Origin of the sequence: Caulobacter sp. (assembly GCF_039596335.1) — a bacterium.
Classification (GTDB): domain Bacteria; phylum Pseudomonadota; class Alphaproteobacteria; order Caulobacterales; family Caulobacteraceae; genus Caulobacter.
Map to the genome: position 1 here is coordinate 80,085 of NZ_JBCNJZ010000011.1, position 15,073 is coordinate 95,157.

Consider the following 15,073-nt stretch of genomic DNA (forward strand, 5'->3'; position numbering starts at 1 on the left):
CGCAGCGTAGCGTTCTGGCGCGGCAGGCGAAACGCCTATGACACGAAATCGTCGCCGTCTCCCCATCATGGGTTGAAGGCGCCGCCGTGGCGAATATCAGACCGCCGGTGGGCAATCATCAGGATCGCCGGGATGTGGCCGTTCGCTGGCTAGACCCGGGGCCCCGCCCGCGTTAGCAGGGCGCCCATGATCCGCCTCGACAACATCTCCAAGCAAAACGGCCACCAGATCCTGTTCATCGACGCCTCGATGGGGATCCAAAAGGGTGAGAAGGTCGGGCTCGTCGGCCCGAACGGCGCCGGCAAGACCACGCTGTTCCGCATGATCACCGGCCAGGAGCAGCCCGACGATGGGCTGGTCGTCACCGATCCCGGCATCAAGATCGGCTATTTCAGCCAGGACGTCGGCGAGATGCAGGGGCAGAGCGCGGTCGCCGCGGTGATGGACGGCGTCGGCCCCGTCAGCGCCCTGGCCGCCGAAATGGCCACGCTGGAAGCCGCCATGGTCGATCCGGACCAGGCCGACCAGCTGGAAACCATCATGGAGCGCTACGGCGAGGTGCTGGAGCGCTTCCAGGAGCTGGACGGCTATGCGCTGGAAGCGCGGGCGCGCGAGGTGCTGGCCGGCCTGAGCTTCAGCCAGGAGCGCATGGACGGCGATGTCGGCCAGCTGTCCGGCGGCTGGAAGATGCGCGTGGCCCTGGCCCGCATCCTCCTGATGCGTCCCGACGGCATGCTGCTGGACGAACCGTCCAACCACTTGGACCTGGAAAGCCTGATCTGGCTGGAGTCGTTCCTGAAGAACTACGACGGCGCGCTGCTGATGACCTCGCACGACCGCGCCTTCATGAACCGCATCATCGGCAAGGTAGTCGAGATCGACGGCGGCCAGCTGATCACCTATTCGGGCGACCTGGACTTCTACGACCAGCAACGCGTGCTCAGCGAGGCGCAGCGCCAGGCGCAGTACGAGCGCCAGCAGGCCATGCTGGCCAAGGAAATCAAGTTTATCGAGAAGTTCAAGGCGCGCGCCTCGCACGCCGCCCAGGTGCAGAGCCGGGTCAAGAAGCTGGACAAGATCGAGCGCGTCGAGGCCCCGCGCCGCCGCCAGACGGTCCAGTTCGAGTTCCAGAGCCCGCCCCGGTCGGGTGAGGACGTGATCAACCTGCGGGGCGTCCGCAAGGGCTATGGCGACAAGCCGATCTACGACGGCCTGGATTTCCTGGTGCGCCGCAAGGAGCGCTGGTGCGTGCTGGGCGCCAACGGCGCGGGCAAGTCGACCCTGCTGAAGCTGGTCGCCGGCGACACCAAGCCCGACGAGGGCACGGTCAACATCGGCGCCAGCGTCAAGATGGGCTATTTCGCCCAGCACTCGATGGACCTGCTGGACGGCGAAGAGACGATCTTCGAGTCGCTGGAACGCTCGTTCCCACAGGCGGGGCAGGGCGCCTTACGCACCCTGGCGGGCTGTTTCGGGTTCTCCGGCGACGACGTTGAAAAGCCCTGCCGCGTCCTGTCCGGCGGCGAGAAGGCGCGTCTGGTCATGGCCAAGATGCTGTTCGATCCGCCGAACCTGCTGGTCCTCGACGAACCGACCAACCACCTGGACATCGCCACCAAGGAGATGATGGTCGCGGCCCTGGCCGACTTCGAAGGCACCATGCTGTTCGTCTCGCACGACCGCCACTTCCTGGGCGCCCTGTCGAACCGTGTGCTGGAACTGACGCCCGAGGGCGTCCACCAGTACGGTGGCGGCTACACCGAATATGTCGCCCGCACGGGTCAGGAAGCGCCGGGCCTGCATCCGGAAGGCTAGGGAACGCCTCGCGCGCGGAGCCTGAGGCGGGACTTGGCCAGGTCGGCCTTGATCCGCCGCCAGCCGATCACCACGCCGGTGACGGAGAGGGTCAGGCCCAGGGCGCTGAGCAGCCAGACCACGATGTCCCACAGCGGCCGACGGGCCAACAGAAACTGGAAGTCCAGGCTGTGCAGGGCCGAAAAGGTCCAGCGGTACAGGCGCAGCGACCGGTCGGCCACGCCCACCATTCGGCCGGTCGTCGGATCGATGTAGAACCAGCTGCGCGCGGGATCGTCGAAGCCGGCCCGCAGAACCGGCAGCGGCGCGGGCTCGTGGTGGCCATACCAGTAGGCGTCGTCCTCTGTCAGGCGATCGCGCATGACCAGGCGGGCGCCGGGGACGAGGCCGGCGGCGCGGGCGAAGAGTTCATCGTCGGTGAAGCTGAGGGGACGCCCGCTGACGGGATCGAGCACCGCCTTGGCCTGTCCGTCGTCGACCAGTATCAACGGCCGCTCGCCCAGCCAGTAGAACCGCGCCAGCCGGTCGGCGGAACGATCCCTCAGGGCCGCGCTGTCCAGGGGATAGGCGGCCTCTGACGGAGCCATCCACTGCTTGCGGCCGCGCACCACGGTCTCGCCGGGTCCGCCCCAGCCGTTGGGACCCATCGACATCCAGCCGCTGAACACCCAGGTCAGCACGAACAGCCCGCCGGCCAGGCCGACCAGATGGTGCCAGGTCATCCAGCCGCGATAGGGCGACATGCGGCCGCCGGCGTAGCGTCGCTGGATCCGCACGCGCAGCAGGCCGATCCAGAGGCCGCTGACCGCGCTGACCATGGCCAGGCCCGAGGTCCACAGCACCACTTGAGTCCAGGCGCCGGGCAGCGCCCGCAAGGCCGTGAAGTAAAGCCAGTGCGGCACCGCTCCCAGCCAGTTCCAGAACCGTTCGGTCCGGTTGGTGTCCAGCACGATCTCACCGCCCTTTGCGCCGACATAGATCTGGGTCCTGGCCGCATCGTCCAGGGCGAACAGGTGCAGCGGTCGCGCCGCGTCGAAGGCCTGGGCGACCGTCCACTGATCGCGGCGCAGCGTTCGCAGGAAGCGGGGCGAGGCGTTCGGCCAGGCGGCGGCGACCACGGTCCTGGCCTGTTCGACGTCGACCTGTCCGATCACCCGGCCATCGACCGCCGAGACGCCCAGGCGCTTGCGGCCTTCGATCAGCCGATAGACCGGCTCACCGCCCCACATCGCCAGGGTCAGGTCGGCCGGGAAGGCCTTGGCGCCCGCCGCCGCGATCGCCGCCTGCGGATCCAGCCGCACCCTGGCCCAGTCGATCGGCGCGCTGTGGGCCACGCGCTCGGCCTCGTGCAGGCGCGGGAAGCGCACGTACATCATGGTCACGCCCGAGACGAACCACAGCACGAACAGCAGGCAGGCGGCGACGCCCAGCCAGCGATGGACGATGTAGAGCCAGCGCTTGGCGACCTTCCACGCCGGCCGCCAGTTGAGCGTCGCCATGGTCGTCAGAACGCGTAGCTGTAGCGGACGTGGGCGGTGCGCGGCACGCCCAGGTTCCGGTACAGGAAGCGGCTGGTCGAGCCGTCCTTCGGGGCCGAGCCCAGGCGAGCGGCATAGTCCTCGTCGAACAGGTTCTGCACCCGCAGGCCTAGGCGGTGGTGACGCTCGGCGTCCAGGAAGACGTGCGCGGCGATGTCGGCGACGACGAAGCCGCCGTAGTTGATCCGGCCAAAGCCCGACACCGTCTGCCAGATGTCGCCGGTCCAGTTCACCGACAGGTCCGCGCCATAGGGCTTGCCGGTCGGCGCCCAGGACAGCGAGGCCTTGGCGAAGTCGCGCGGGGTGCGGTCGCGCTGCAGGCTGGCGCCGGCGTTGCGCGACTTGGTGTAGGTGTAGCTGGCGTTGAGGGCGAAGCCCGCGCCGAGGTCGGCCTGGGCCGCCGCCTCGGCGCCGTCCACCCGCACCGTGCCGTCGACATTGACATAGAGGCCGTCGGGATAGGCGGGGTTGGCGTAGTCGTCGGCGATCAGGTTGTCGATCCGGCGCGAGAAGCCCGTGACCTTCCAACCCACGCGGCCGGCGGACAGCGCGCCGCCCAGCGCCAGGTTCACATTGCGGCTCTTCTCGGCCTTAAGGTCGGGATTGCCGCGCGCGCAGCACGGATCGACGCCGAACAGCTGCTCGGCGTCTGGCAGCAGGAACGAGGTCCCGCCGACGCCCTCGACATAGAGGCCCGGCGCCAGGTCATAGCGACCGCTCAGCGTCCAGATCGTGGTGTCCGAACCCTGGCCATGGTTGTAGCGCACGCCGAACGTCAGGGCGCCGTTCTGGATCAGGTCTTCCGTCGTGCGCACCTGGGCGATCAGGGCGTGGACCTGCTCGGTCTTGCCGTCGATCAGCAGGACCTCGTCGCGGCCCTTGAAGTTCTGGAAGTCGTAGCCGAGCTGGTACTCCAGGCCCCTGTGCGGCCGCAGCTTGGCCTGGGCGCTGACGCCGTAGTCCTGATAACCCCAGTAGGTGCCGGCCGGGTAGACGACGACCGGGCCGGACGCGCCGTTCTGGACGTTCTCGTAGGTCGTGTCCCAGTCGTGGAAATAGCCCTTGAGGAAGAACTGGGCCTGGTCGCTGGGGGTGTAGTCGAGGCGGACGCTGACGATCTCCTCGTCGCGGTCGTTGTAGCTGGTGCGCACCAGGCGCGGCGACAGGTTGTCCAGCTTGGCGTTGGTGTGCTGCCAGCTGGCCGTGAAGCGCAGGTCGTCGGTGAAGTCGAATCCGTACTTCAGGCCCAGGGTGACCACGTCGAAGCCGCGCTTGCGGTCGGTGGCGCTGGGCTGGATCACGTCATAAGGCGTGATGCCGTCGCTCTCGTCCTTGGAGGCGTAGACCACGTACTTGTGGCGGCCCAGGGCTCCGCGCAGATAGCCGTCGGCATGGAAGGTGTCGTTTGTGTCGCCGCCCAGGGTCAGCTCGCCCCCGGTCTCGTTCGAGAAGGCGCGGGTGACGACGTTGATGACGCCGGCCGCGGCCTGGGTGCCGTAGAACAGGCCCTGGCCGCCCTTCAGCACCTCGATCCGCTCGATCATGCTGGCGGGCAGCGTGTCGACCGGCGTGGTCGAGTTGTAGAGCCGGTTGTTGATCCGCACGCCGTCGACGGTCCACAGCACGTCCTGGGTGCGCGAGCCCTGCAGCGACAGGTCGACATAGCTGAACGGCCCGGCGCCGGGCGCGATATAGAGGCCGGGCGTTAGGGTCTGCAGCGCCTGGACGGTGTCGACGAAGCCGCCGTCCTTGACCTGTCGGGCGGTGATGATCGCCACGTCGCTGCCGTAGCGCGACAGCTCCAGCGGCAGGGTTTCCTCCAGGCTGCGGGCGGTGATCTGGACGCCGTCGACCTCCGTGCCGGCCGGGATCTGTTCGGCCGCATGAGCCCCCAAAGGCGAGAGCAGGGCGGCCGCGAGCGCGGCGTGGAGGGCGGGGAGGGACATCGCATCTTCTCAAGAGCGCCTGACGGTCAGGCGCGGGAAGACGTCGCTATGCTCAGGGGCGGGCTCGGCGTCGCGCGGGTTACGGTTCGTTTCAGGTTGAGGAACGGCGCGGTAACGGTGACGGCGGGCGTTATCGGGCGGTGCGGCGCCGTCGATCACGGCGGGAGCGAATAAGTTTATCCCCGATGGTCATATCGGCTGGCCGCCGGCCAGACGGTATGGGCAGTCTGCGCCGGTCTGGTCGCTATGGCTTCAAGAGGAACTGAAATGGTTCGGGCTCGTCTTCTCCCCGCTCTCGCCGCGCTGGCGCTTCTGGCCGGCCCCCTCTCAACGGGATCTGCCTGGGCCGCGCCGGACCGCAACCCGGCCTCGGCCCCGACCGGGACCTATGCGCTGGATACCCGCCATGCGGCGCTGATCGCCCGCATCGACCACCAGGCGGGCGTGTCCAAGAGCGTCTTCCGCTTCGACAAGCTGGAAGGCTCGCTGAAGTGGGACAGCCAGAAGCCCGAGCAATCGAGCCTGTCGGTCACCATCGATCCGACCTCGATCAACACGCCGGTCGCTGGCTTCGCCGCGGAACTGGCGGGCGACAAGTTCTTCAAGTCGAGCCAGTTCCCGACCATCACCTTCGTGTCGAAGTCGATCGCCCTGCAAAGCCCGACCACGGGCAAGGTCACCGGCGATCTGACCTTCCTGGGCGTGACCAAGCCGGTCGTGCTGGATGTGGTGTTCAGCGGCGTCGGCAAGGCCAAGGACGGCGCCAAGCTGGGCTTCGCCGCCACCGGCAAGTTCGATCGCCGCGAGTTCGGCCTGACCTATCTGGTCGGCCCGGTTGGTCCCGAGGTCGAGCTTCAGATCGACGTCGAGTTCGACCAGGTCAAATAAAGGTAGTCAAATAAGGGCCGGATAGCCCTGTCGCGCGGCGAGCTCTTCCAGGTAGTTCGCCGCGCGATAATGGGTGAGCGGCAGGGCGTGGACGCCGTCCAGCAGCAGCAGCCGACGGGTCTCGCGCAGGGCCGGGTCGGCCATCACTTCGTCCAACGCTCGCCGGATCGCGTTGTAGACCGCCCGCGACAGGTTCGGCGCCGCGATCAGCGGCAGGCCCGGCGTACGCGACGTCCAGGCCAGGATGCGCAGCGCGCCGGTCAGCTTGGGCCGATGGCGGCGCAGGTGGGCCCAGGTCACGCAGTCGATCGCCGCCAGGTCGGCCTCACCCTCGACCACCGTGCGGGCGCTCTCGACATGGGCCCCGGTCACGGTGACAGCGCCGAAGAACGGCGCACCCTTGGCCAGGGGCGCGATCTCGGCGCGCAGCAGGTTCATGCCGGTGTTGCTGTCCAGCGCATTGACCGCGCAGCGCCGTCCTCGCAGCTCGAACAGGCTCTCGGCCCTGTCATGGGCGCGCACCACGACGACGCTGCGGTGGAACGGCCCCTCGCAGCCATGGGCCAGATAGCGCGGCGTGCCGATCAGCTGGACCTTGTCATAGAGCGTCTTGCCCAGCGGATAGCCGCAGGTCTGGGCCAGCACCAGGCCGGGACTGGTCCACAGACTCTCGAGAGGCCGGGTGCGATCCAGCCGCTCGGGCGTGGCGACGCCGGCGACGGACAGACGTCCGCGCAGCGCCGCCCACAGCGTGTCATTGGCGTCCTGCAGTTCGGGCAGGTCGTACATCGGCAGGCCGGCGACCCGCTCCGTCCCGCCGCTCATCGTCAGCTGGCCTTGGCCGCGGCCTGGGCGGCGCCCAGCACGCGCAGGAAGTTCTCGCCCCAGATCTTGGCCAGGTCCGCCTGGCTGTAGCCGCGCGCCAGCAGCTCGGCCGTCACCGCCGGGGCCTGGCTGGCGTCGGCGAAACCGACGATCCCCGAGCCGTGGTTGAAGTCGGTGCCGACGCCCACATGGTCCACGCCGATCCGCTTGGCGATGTAGTCGATGTGGTCGACATAGGCCTTCACCGTCGCCTTGGGCTGCTCGTCCTGGCCGGCGGGCTTGGCCGCCAGATAGCTGTTGAAGGCCGGGACCTGCACGACGCCGCCATTGGCCTTGATGGCGTCCAGCTCGGCGTCGGAGAGGTTGCGGGTCACGTCGACCAGGGCCCGCGCGGCGGAGTGGCTGGCCACGACCGGGGCGCGGGTGATGGCCAGGACCTGGCGCAGGCCGTCCGGGGTCAGCTGCGAGACGTCGACCAGCACGCCCAGGTCGTTGAAGCGCGCGATGGCGGCCTTGCCCAACGGCGAGAGACCGCCGTGCTCGGCCCCGGTCCCGGCCTGGGGCCGCGAGGAGTCGGCAAAGGCGTTGTTGCCGGCGTGGGTCAGGCCCGCGACCCGCACGCCGCCGGCGAAATAGGGATCGAACGCGGCCAGGTCCTCGCCCAGCGAGTAGGCGTTTAGGAAGCCGGTCAGCACCGCGATCTTGCCGCCGGCGACGATGCGGCGAACGTCCGCCGGGGTGCGGGCCAGCTGGATGGCGCCGCCGCTTTCCTGGGGCAGGGCCTGGATCGCCGCCAGCTTGGCCTTGGCCTCCGTGGCGGCTGCAGCATAGCCTTCGGCGGTGCGCGGACCGGTCGAGACCGCCACCGCATAGACCAGCGCGTCGACCCCGCCGGCCTTCAGCTTGTCCAGGCTGGTGAACGAGGTCCCGTCCGGCGCGAAGTAGCGGGGATTGGTCCCCGGCAGCAGCACGTCGACGTGGCTGTCCAGCACCAGCAGGCGGTCGTGGACGGCCTTGGTGGAAGGTGTCTGCGCCGAGGCTTGTGACGCGGCCAGCACAGCGGCGGCGGTCAGGATCGCGAAGGTGGCGCGGCGGGTCGGCGTCTGCATCTCAAGGCCTCCAGAGGATGGGGAGGTTTCGATAATCTATCTAATGAGTAGGAATTAAAGGTCAGCTTTTCTGGACGGTCCGATAGCGCGGCTGGAGCACGCATATGCTTATTGCTGATCGTCATAAGTGCTTGATTTGGCTGCGTGCCATGACGCGCGGAAGAGGGATCGCGCGGCGCGCCGAGGGCGGCTGAGCATGGGGTGATCTCGTCCGGAATCGGAGTGACCGTGATGACTGCCGCCAAGCCGTCGGCCCTACCGGCCGAGATCGATCGCGTGCGGCGCAGCGGGGCGCTGGGGCGCTCGACCCTGCTGCTGCGCCTGTTCGACTATCTGGCCGAACACGCCGGCGCCGAGCGGTCGCCCAAGGAGAGCGAGGTCGCTGTCGCGGTGTTCGGCCGGCGGCCCGACTTCGACCCGACCCACGACGCCGTCGCCCGGGTCTATGTCCACAAGCTGCGCAAGCGGCTGGAGTCTGCGCCGGCCTTCGAGGGCGCGCCGATCGCCCTGACCATTCCGCGCGGCGAGTACCGGCTGGCCCTGGCCGCTCCGGTCGAACGCGCCAAGCCGCGCGGCAAGCGCCTGGCGCCGGCCCTGGCCGCCCTGGCCCTGTTGACCCTGGGCGCGCCGCTGGCCTGGGCCGGCGGAAGCTGGCTGATGTCCAGCGGCGAGCCGGCCGCGCTGGGCCCCTGGCAGGCGCTGGCCGACAGCCAGAGACCCACCCTGATCGTGGTCGGCGACTACTACATCTTCGGCGAATATCGCGAGGGGCAGCCCGACCGACTGGTGCGGGAGTACGGCGTCGAATCCGCCACCGACCTAGCCCGCGCCGCCGCTCGCCAACCGGACCGCCGCGAGCGCTACTTCGACCTTGGCCTGACCTATGTGCCCGTCGGGGCGGCCAAGGCCATCGCCCAGGTCGCGCCGCTGCTGGGTCCCCAGGCCCCGCGCACGGTGACCGCCTCGCAGCTGACCCCGGCGATGATCAAGGAGAACAACCTCGTCTACATCGGCTACCTCAGCGGCCTTGGCCCGTTGAAAGAGGCGGTGTTCTCCGGCTCGCGCTTCGAGGTCGGCCAGACCTATGACGAGCTGGTCGATCGCAAGACCGGCCGCCGCTACGCCAGCCAGGCGATGGAGGCGATCGAGAACAAGGGCATGTACGAGGACTACGGCTATGTCGGCAGCTTCGCCGGCCCGGCTGGCGGCCGCATCGTCATCATCGCCGGCACCCGCGACGCGGCGCTGTCTCAGGTCGCCGAGACCGTGACCAGCCGTGACGGCCTGCGCCAACTGGCCGGCAAGGCGGCGGGCGCGCCGGCCTTCGAGGCTCTCTATGTCATCGACGGTCTGGACCAGCTGAACGTCGATGGCCGCCTGCTGGTGGCCGCGCCGCGCGACCAGGCCGCGATCTGGGGCGCGGGTGGGCGCGGCGCGCATTTCCCAGTCGGCTGAAGGGCTTAGCGCCGTTCATGAACGTGCGCGGCAACCGTTGTACGGGGCCGCGCCAACCGGTTTCCACCTTCCTGCATACCCTCGTCGCGTGGTCTCGAGATCTCAGGTCAGCCGCCGCGTGCGCGGGCTTTCCACCAGAAGGATCTGAGATGAAACACCCCGCCTTGCTCGTCGTCGCCGTGGTGCTGGCCGGATGCCAGCGGACGCCTGACGCGCCGCATCCCAGCGCCAAGGTCAGCCTCCAGGAGATCATGCAGTCGCAGGTCGATGCGCCTGCCGACGCGATCTGGGGCGCGACGGCGACCATTTCCGACGCCAGCGGCACGGTCACCCGCGCGCCCAAGACCGACGAGGACTGGAAGGCCCTGCGCAACGCCGCCGTCACCCTGCTGGAGGCGCCCAATCTCCTGGTCATGGAGGGACGTCCGCTGCTGAAGGCTGGCGCCAAGGTCGAGAGCGAGGAGGAGGGCTGGGTGTCCAACGGCGCCCAGATCCAGGCGGCGCTGGACAAGAACCGGCCGGTGTTCAACGAGCGCGCCTGGCGTCTGCAGGGGGCGGCGCAGGCGGTGCTGACGGCGGTCGACAAACGCGACGTCGACCAGCTGGAACTGGCCAGCAGCAAACTGCTGGAGACCTGCCACGCTTGCCACGGACAGTTCTGGTTCGCCCCGGCCAAGCCGTGACGGCCTCCACGAAAAAGCCCCGGCCAGGACGGCCGGGGCTGAAGCGGTCACTGCTTGATGTCGTAGGCCTCGGGCCCAGGCGGCTGGGCGGGCAGGGGGGCGTCGTAGCCGAAGCCCCGGTTGCCGTCGGGACCGATGACGCCGGCGCCGGGGCCGATGTGCTCGGCGTCGAGATTGTTCTCGTTGCAGGCGTACTCGTTGGCCCCCGCGCCCGGATCGGCCAGCTGCCAGGTGCGGTCGAACTGGAACGGGCGCGTGTAGTACTTCAGGTCCGTGATCGTCATCTGCAGCTTGAGCTGGTTGTAGGCCGGACGGGTCCAGCGCTCGACCACGGTGGTCTGGTCGCTGGTCGGGTCGCCGTTCTCGTCCAGCCAGATCTTGTCCTTGGAGCTGTCGCGCAGGCCGCGGGTCTCGATCACCAGGGTCTCGCCCTCCCAGTGCGCCAGGCCCGTGCCGAAGTAGCTGGGCTCCAGCTTGGCGGGGAAGGTCTGGTTCTCGCCGATCGTGACCCAGCGGTGGGTGTTGTAGTTGTAGAGCGTGGCCAGGCGCTGGGGCGTGTGCAGCACCTCGAAGGCCAGGCCCGAGGCGTTGTGGCGCGGGATGCCGCCCAGGATGCAGACGGCCTCGGGATCGACCGTGTGGTTCTGCGAATAGAGCCGGGCGCGGCGGCCCTGCTCGCTATAGGGCAGGTCGAAATTGGGCTGGTCCTTGCCCATGTTGCCGCCGGGCTTGCCGGGCGTACGCACCGGTCGCCAGAAGCCCGACAGGTCGGGCTTGCCGTCCAGGCCGCGCGGCACGGGCGTGGCGGCGTCGGCCTTCGCCGTCACCGCCTGGGCGACGCTGGTCTCGGGATTGGGATCGACCGCCTGGGCCTGGGCGAGCGTCGGCACGGCGACGGCGGCCAGCAGGGCGTAAACGTAAAGAGCGCGCTGTATGCGCATGGAAAGCCTCTGGAATCTGGAGAAGGGATGAGGTCAGCGCGCGGCCGCGACGGCGCCCGGCGGGGGCGGCGGCAGGTCCGAGGGCTTCTTCTTGTTGGTGCGATAGAGCCAGTAGCCCGTGCCGCGATTGCCCTCGACCGCGCCCAGCGGCAGGTCGGGGACGATCTGGTTGTCGGGGCCAAAGCCGCGGTTGCCGTTCTTGCCGATCGGGCCGGGGCCGGGCTCCAGATTGTTGAGCACCCACCAGGTGTTCCACTCGCAGGAGAATTCCTTCAGGTGCTCTCCGGCCGCGCCGGCGACCCAGCTGCGGCGATAGGTGATCGGCTTGCTGTAGTAGGTCGGGTCGGTGACCGTCAGCTCCAGGTTCAGGTGGTGGAAGTCGGGACGGCTCCAGCGCTCGACCACCTTGGCCTGGCCGCTGATGGGGTTGGCGTTGTCGTCGATCCACACCTTGCCGTCGGCGCTGTCCTGGAAGCCGGTGCTCTCGATCACCAGCGTGTCGCCCTCCCAGTGGCCGATGGCGTTGCCCAGGTAGCGGGGATCCGGATCGGCGTCGGGCTGGCGGCCGTCCAGCCACACCCAGCGGTGCCAGCTCAGCTGGTGGAAGGTGGCCAGGCGCTTGGGCGTCTGCAGGATCTCGAACGGCAGGACGCTGGTCAGCAGGCGCGGCACGCCGGAGATCAGGCAGCGGGCTTCCGGATCGATGACCTTCTGGTTGGCCTCGAACGCGGCCTTACCCTTGGCGGTGAAGGGCAGGGCGTAGCCAGGCAGGTCCTTGCCGATGTTGCCGTCGGGCTTGCCGGTCTCGTGCAGCAGCTTCCAAAAGCCGGTCAGCACGGGCTTGCCGTCGGCGCCGCGCGGGGTGGCGACGGCAGCGCCGCGATAGGGCGCGCCCAGGATCGCCGCCTCGGCGGCCTTGCCGGTAAGCGTCTGGGCGCTGGCCGGCGCGACTGCGCCCATGGCCGCAAGCGTGATCGCCGCGCCCAGCGCGGCGGGGGTGGAACCTCGGATCAAGCGAAACATCCTCGACAAGACATGATCGGGCCGGCGGTCCCGACAGGCCGGGTCGCGGTCGGCGGAAGATGTCGGTCGATGACTTAGCCGTAAATCCAGGCGCACAATGCTTGTCGGCATGTGCTTATGCTTTGCAGGCATAAGCGCGGGGCGGCGAGTTCTGGTTTTTTGCTTTGCCTCGAACCTGCTGCGCTCGCCGTAGCGGGCCAATCGGCGTGGTCGACTAATGCGCGGCGGAGAAAAACTTAATCGACCAAATGCATATTGCGTAAGTAGGAATTGAGCCGGCTCGATCATGAGGGGGCTCGATCACGCTATGACCTTGGCGCAACTGCGATATCTGCTGGCGATCATCGACGCCAATCTGAACATCACCCTGGCGGCCGAGCGCGTCCACGCCACCCAGCCGGGGATCTCCAAGCAGCTGAAGCTCCTGGAAGAGGAGCTGGGCTTCCAGATCTTCGATCGGCGCGGCAAGAGCCTGGAGCGGGTGACGCCGGCCGGTTCGCAGGTCATCGAGCGGGCGAGGGTGATCCTGTCCGAGGCCGCCAACATCCGCACCCTGGCCGCCAACCACCGGCGCGACGCCGTGGGCGAGATGGTCATCGCCACCACCCAGACCCAGGCGCGCTTCGTGCTGCCGCCGGCCTTGAAGCAGCTGAAGGCGCGCTCGCCCGACGTCAGCGTCCGGCTCAACCTGTTCAGCGACGCCGAGCGCTCGGTCTCGGCCAAGCAGGACGCCGACCTGCTGATCGCCAGCTCGATGGACTGGCCGCAGACCGCCGACCTGGTGGTGCCGCTCTACCACTGGCGGCGCATCGCGCTGTTCCCAGCCGACCATCCTTTGGCGAGCACTGAGGGGCCGCTGAGCTTGACCGAACTCGCGGCGTATCCGCTGATCGGCTACGAGTCGGCCCTAGGCTCGCACGCTTCGGTCGCCGCAGCCTTCGCCCGGGCCGGGTCCTCGGCGCAGTTCGCCTATGCCGCCCACGACATCGAGGTGATCAAGACCTATGTCCGCGCCGGCCTGGGCGTGGGGCTGCTGGCCGAGATGGCCGATGTCGACGCCGACCTCGTGCGCCGCCCCGTGACCGGCCTGCCGGCGTGTAGCGCCTATGCCCTGCTGCGCCGAGACCGCGTGGCGCGGGACTATGTCATCGACTTCGTGGCCGCCCTGGCCCCGCACGTCACGCGTCGCGACCTGACGCGCGGGCTGCAGCCGGGTGGCCTGTCGCCGGCCGCCGACGCCCCCGACTGGCGCGAATGGCGCCGGCAGGTCGAGGACCGCACGGCCCGCACCGCCGGCCGCCAGGCCGCCGCATAAGCTTATGACCAGCGGGAATTACGACCGGCTCGGACCAAGAGCTAAGCAGTCGCCCCGACCCAGTGGAGGTTCTTCGAAGATGAGTTCGCGTGAGACTTTGGCGCGCCGCGCCGCCCTGGTCGGCCTGGCGATGGCGATGGCGGCCCCGGCATTCGCCCACCATTCGTTCTCGGCCATGTACGACGCGGCCAAGCCGGTGCGGCTGAGCGGCAAGCTGGTCAAGGTCGAGTGGACCAACCCGCACTCGTACTTCCATCTCGAGGTGAAGGGCGCCAACGGCCAGACCTCGGTCTGGGCCTGCGAGGGGGCGGGGCCGGGCGCCCTGAACCGTCGTGGCTTCAGCAAGGGCGACATCAAGGTGGGGGACACCCTGATCGTCGACGGCTACCTGGCCAAGACTGGGGCCAAGATCATCGACGCCCGCCGCATCACCCTGCCGGGCGGCCGCGTGGTCGCCGGCGGTACGCCCGGTGACGGTGGCCCCGGCGACGCCGGTCCGGCCCCGCGCTAGTCGACGATCCGTCCATGTCCGTTCTGCAGTCGGCCATCCATTGGGTCTACGAGTGGCCCGTGGCGACGGCGGTGCGCGAGTCCGAGCTCGCGTTCCCCGTCATCCAGACCTTCCACATCATCGGCATCGCCCTGATGGCCGGGCCCATCGCCCTGGTGGACCTGCGCCTGCTGGGCGTGGTGTTCCGTCGCCTGACGCCGGTGACGGTGGCTCGGCCGCTGCTTCCGGTCACCTGGGTCGGCTTTGCGGTGATGGTGATCAGCGGCGGGCTGCTGTTCGTCGCCCAGTCCGAGAAGATCTACGAGAACCTCTTCCTGCGCATCAAGTTCGGCCTGCTGATCGTGGCCGGGATCAACGTCCTGCTGTTCCACTCGACGACCTACAAGGCCATCGAGACCTGGGGGGAGGGCGCCATCCCGCGCTCGGCCCGCGCCGCTGGGCTGGCCTCGCTGCTGCTGTGGGCGGGGGTCATCGTGACCGGCCGCCTGATCGCCTACTACTGAGAGCTGAAGGACCGCGATGTCGCTTCTCGACGCCTTCCTGTGGCTGGGCGAAACTCCGCCGGGCCAGTTCCTGAAGGCCTCGACCTTCGCCTTTTCGATGGTCGAGTCCTCGCACCTGCTGGGCCTGGCGCTGCTGGGCGGAACGGTGCTGGCCGCCGACCTGGGCGCGCTGCGGGTGATCTTCCGGAGCACGCCGGCGGTCACGGTGGCGGATGGGGTCTCCAGGGCCTTCTGGACCGCCCTGGCGCTGGTCGCCGTCTCCGGCGTGCTGCTGGTCGCTGCGGGGCCCTACAAGTACTACACCAACCCGCTTTTCCCGGTGAAGCTGGCCCTGCTGGTGGTGGCGCTCGCCCTCCAGGTCGGGGTGCTGACGACCCTGCGTCGCGGGGGCGCCGAGAGGCTCAGTCGCGGGCTGGCGGGCGCGTCGCTGGTCTTCTGGCTGTCGACTCTGGTGGCCGGCCGGTGGCTGGGCCTGATCTGATAACCAGAAGCTATAAGTCGGTTAAAAAATACCATAAATT

14 protein-coding genes are annotated in these 15,073 nt (G+C 68.8%); 8 read left to right on the top strand and 6 right to left on the bottom strand.

Annotated features, from left to right (window positions below; all coding sequences use genetic code 11):
• Positions 1-186: 186 nt before the first annotated feature.
• A complete protein-coding gene (locus ABDW31_RS21555) occupies positions 187-1,815 on the top strand; it encodes an ABC-F family ATP-binding cassette domain-containing protein (protein WP_343699534.1) in 1,629 nt (542 codons plus the stop codon).
• On the opposite strand, the gene ABDW31_RS21560 is transcribed toward ABDW31_RS21555, so the two are convergent.
• Complete coding sequence (locus ABDW31_RS21560) at positions 1,812-3,314, bottom strand: PepSY-associated TM helix domain-containing protein (protein WP_343699535.1); 1,503 nt, start codon at positions 3,312-3,314, stop codon at positions 1,812-1,814. The two genes, ABDW31_RS21555 and ABDW31_RS21560, sit on opposite strands and share 4 nt — an antisense overlap.
• A 5-nt stretch (positions 3,315-3,319) precedes the next feature.
• Positions 3,320-5,299: a TonB-dependent receptor gene (locus tag ABDW31_RS21565; RefSeq protein ID WP_343699536.1), complete on the bottom strand. Its 1,980-nt coding sequence runs from the start codon at positions 5,297-5,299 to the stop codon at positions 3,320-3,322.
• 267 nt (positions 5,300-5,566) lie between these two features.
• Here ABDW31_RS21565 and ABDW31_RS21570 point away from each other — a divergent pair, with 267 nt between their 5' ends.
• Positions 5,567-6,187, top strand: a complete 621-nt coding sequence (locus ABDW31_RS21570) for a YceI family protein (protein WP_184720564.1) — start codon at positions 5,567-5,569, stop codon at positions 6,185-6,187.
• A gap of 6 nt (positions 6,188-6,193) precedes the next feature.
• Here the strand turns inward: ABDW31_RS21570 and ABDW31_RS21575 are convergent, their stop codons facing one another.
• Together ABDW31_RS21575 and ABDW31_RS21580 are read right to left on the bottom strand one after the other, a co-directional pair.
• Positions 6,194-7,012 (bottom strand): PhnD/SsuA/transferrin family substrate-binding protein, encoded by an 819-nt coding sequence (locus tag ABDW31_RS21575; RefSeq protein ID WP_343699537.1) that lies wholly within the window; start codon positions 7,010-7,012, stop codon positions 6,194-6,196.
• 2 nt (positions 7,013-7,014) lie between these two features.
• The gene (locus ABDW31_RS21580) at positions 7,015-8,121 is read right to left on the bottom strand and encodes a dipeptidase (RefSeq protein WP_343699538.1); all 1,107 of its coding nucleotides are present in this window, start codon (positions 8,119-8,121) and stop codon (positions 7,015-7,017) included.
• 231 nt (positions 8,122-8,352) lie between these two features.
• On the opposite strand from ABDW31_RS21580, the gene ABDW31_RS21585 reads away from it, so the two are divergent.
• Both ABDW31_RS21585 and ABDW31_RS21590 read left to right on the top strand, forming a co-directional pair.
• On the top strand, positions 8,353-9,576 hold the full coding sequence (locus tag ABDW31_RS21585) for a helix-turn-helix domain-containing protein (protein ID WP_184720558.1): 1,224 nt from the start codon (positions 8,353-8,355) through the stop codon (positions 9,574-9,576).
• Positions 9,577-9,725: 149 nt separating this feature from the next.
• Positions 9,726-10,259 (top strand): cytochrome c, encoded by a 534-nt coding sequence (locus ABDW31_RS21590; protein WP_184720556.1) that lies wholly within the window; start codon positions 9,726-9,728, stop codon positions 10,257-10,259.
• Between the two features lie 47 nt (positions 10,260-10,306).
• On the opposite strand, the gene ABDW31_RS21595 is transcribed toward ABDW31_RS21590, so the two are convergent.
• Both ABDW31_RS21595 and ABDW31_RS21600 read right to left on the bottom strand, forming a co-directional pair.
• On the bottom strand, positions 10,307-11,200 hold the full coding sequence (locus ABDW31_RS21595; protein ID WP_184720549.1) for a hypothetical protein: 894 nt from the start codon (positions 11,198-11,200) through the stop codon (positions 10,307-10,309).
• Between the two features lie 33 nt (positions 11,201-11,233).
• Entirely contained in the window at positions 11,234-12,214 is a 981-nt protein-coding gene (locus ABDW31_RS21600) for a hypothetical protein (RefSeq protein WP_343699539.1), read from the bottom strand.
• Between the two features lie 316 nt (positions 12,215-12,530).
• Here ABDW31_RS21600 and ABDW31_RS21605 point away from each other — a divergent pair, with 316 nt between their 5' ends.
• The 4 genes from ABDW31_RS21605 to ABDW31_RS21620 all read left to right on the top strand — a co-directional run bounded on the left by ABDW31_RS21605 (position 12,531) and on the right by ABDW31_RS21620 (position 15,033).
• Entirely contained in the window at positions 12,531-13,538 is a 1,008-nt protein-coding gene (locus ABDW31_RS21605) for a LysR substrate-binding domain-containing protein (RefSeq protein WP_343699540.1), read from the top strand.
• A 79-nt stretch (positions 13,539-13,617) separates the two neighbouring features.
• Complete coding sequence (locus ABDW31_RS21610) at positions 13,618-14,049, top strand: DUF6152 family protein (RefSeq protein ID WP_343699541.1); 432 nt, start codon at positions 13,618-13,620, stop codon at positions 14,047-14,049.
• Between the two features lie 14 nt (positions 14,050-14,063).
• Entirely contained in the window at positions 14,064-14,552 is a 489-nt protein-coding gene (locus tag ABDW31_RS21615) for a DUF6644 family protein (protein WP_343699542.1), read from the top strand.
• 16 nt (positions 14,553-14,568) lie between these two features.
• Positions 14,569-15,033 carry a DUF6644 family protein gene (locus tag ABDW31_RS21620; RefSeq protein WP_343699543.1) on the top strand — a complete coding sequence of 155 codons (465 nt, stop codon included), beginning with the start codon at positions 14,569-14,571 and terminating at the stop codon, positions 15,031-15,033.
• Positions 15,034-15,073 lie beyond the last annotated feature (40 nt).

Coding starts and splice junctions, on each gene's coding strand:
- ABDW31_RS21555 (WP_343699534.1), top strand. CDS start 187: ATGATCCGCCTCGACAACATCTCCAAGCAAAACGGCCACCAGATCCTG.
- ABDW31_RS21560 (WP_343699535.1), bottom strand. CDS start 3,314: ATGGCGACGCTCAACTGGCGGCCGGCGTGGAAGGTCGCCAAGCGCTGG.
- ABDW31_RS21565 (WP_343699536.1), bottom strand. CDS start 5,299: ATGTCCCTCCCCGCCCTCCACGCCGCGCTCGCGGCCGCCCTGCTCTCG.
- ABDW31_RS21570 (WP_184720564.1), top strand. CDS start 5,567: ATGGTTCGGGCTCGTCTTCTCCCCGCTCTCGCCGCGCTGGCGCTTCTG.
- ABDW31_RS21575 (WP_343699537.1), bottom strand. CDS start 7,012: ATGAGCGGCGGGACGGAGCGGGTCGCCGGCCTGCCGATGTACGACCTG.
- ABDW31_RS21580 (WP_343699538.1), bottom strand. CDS start 8,121: ATGCAGACGCCGACCCGCCGCGCCACCTTCGCGATCCTGACCGCCGCC.
- ABDW31_RS21585 (WP_184720558.1), top strand. CDS start 8,353: ATGACTGCCGCCAAGCCGTCGGCCCTACCGGCCGAGATCGATCGCGTG.
- ABDW31_RS21590 (WP_184720556.1), top strand. CDS start 9,726: ATGAAACACCCCGCCTTGCTCGTCGTCGCCGTGGTGCTGGCCGGATGC.
- ABDW31_RS21595 (WP_184720549.1), bottom strand. CDS start 11,200: ATGCGCATACAGCGCGCTCTTTACGTTTACGCCCTGCTGGCCGCCGTC.
- ABDW31_RS21605 (WP_343699540.1), top strand. CDS start 12,531: ATGACCTTGGCGCAACTGCGATATCTGCTGGCGATCATCGACGCCAAT.
- ABDW31_RS21610 (WP_343699541.1), top strand. CDS start 13,618: ATGAGTTCGCGTGAGACTTTGGCGCGCCGCGCCGCCCTGGTCGGCCTG.
- ABDW31_RS21615 (WP_343699542.1), top strand. CDS start 14,064: ATGTCCGTTCTGCAGTCGGCCATCCATTGGGTCTACGAGTGGCCCGTG.
- ABDW31_RS21620 (WP_343699543.1), top strand. CDS start 14,569: ATGTCGCTTCTCGACGCCTTCCTGTGGCTGGGCGAAACTCCGCCGGGC.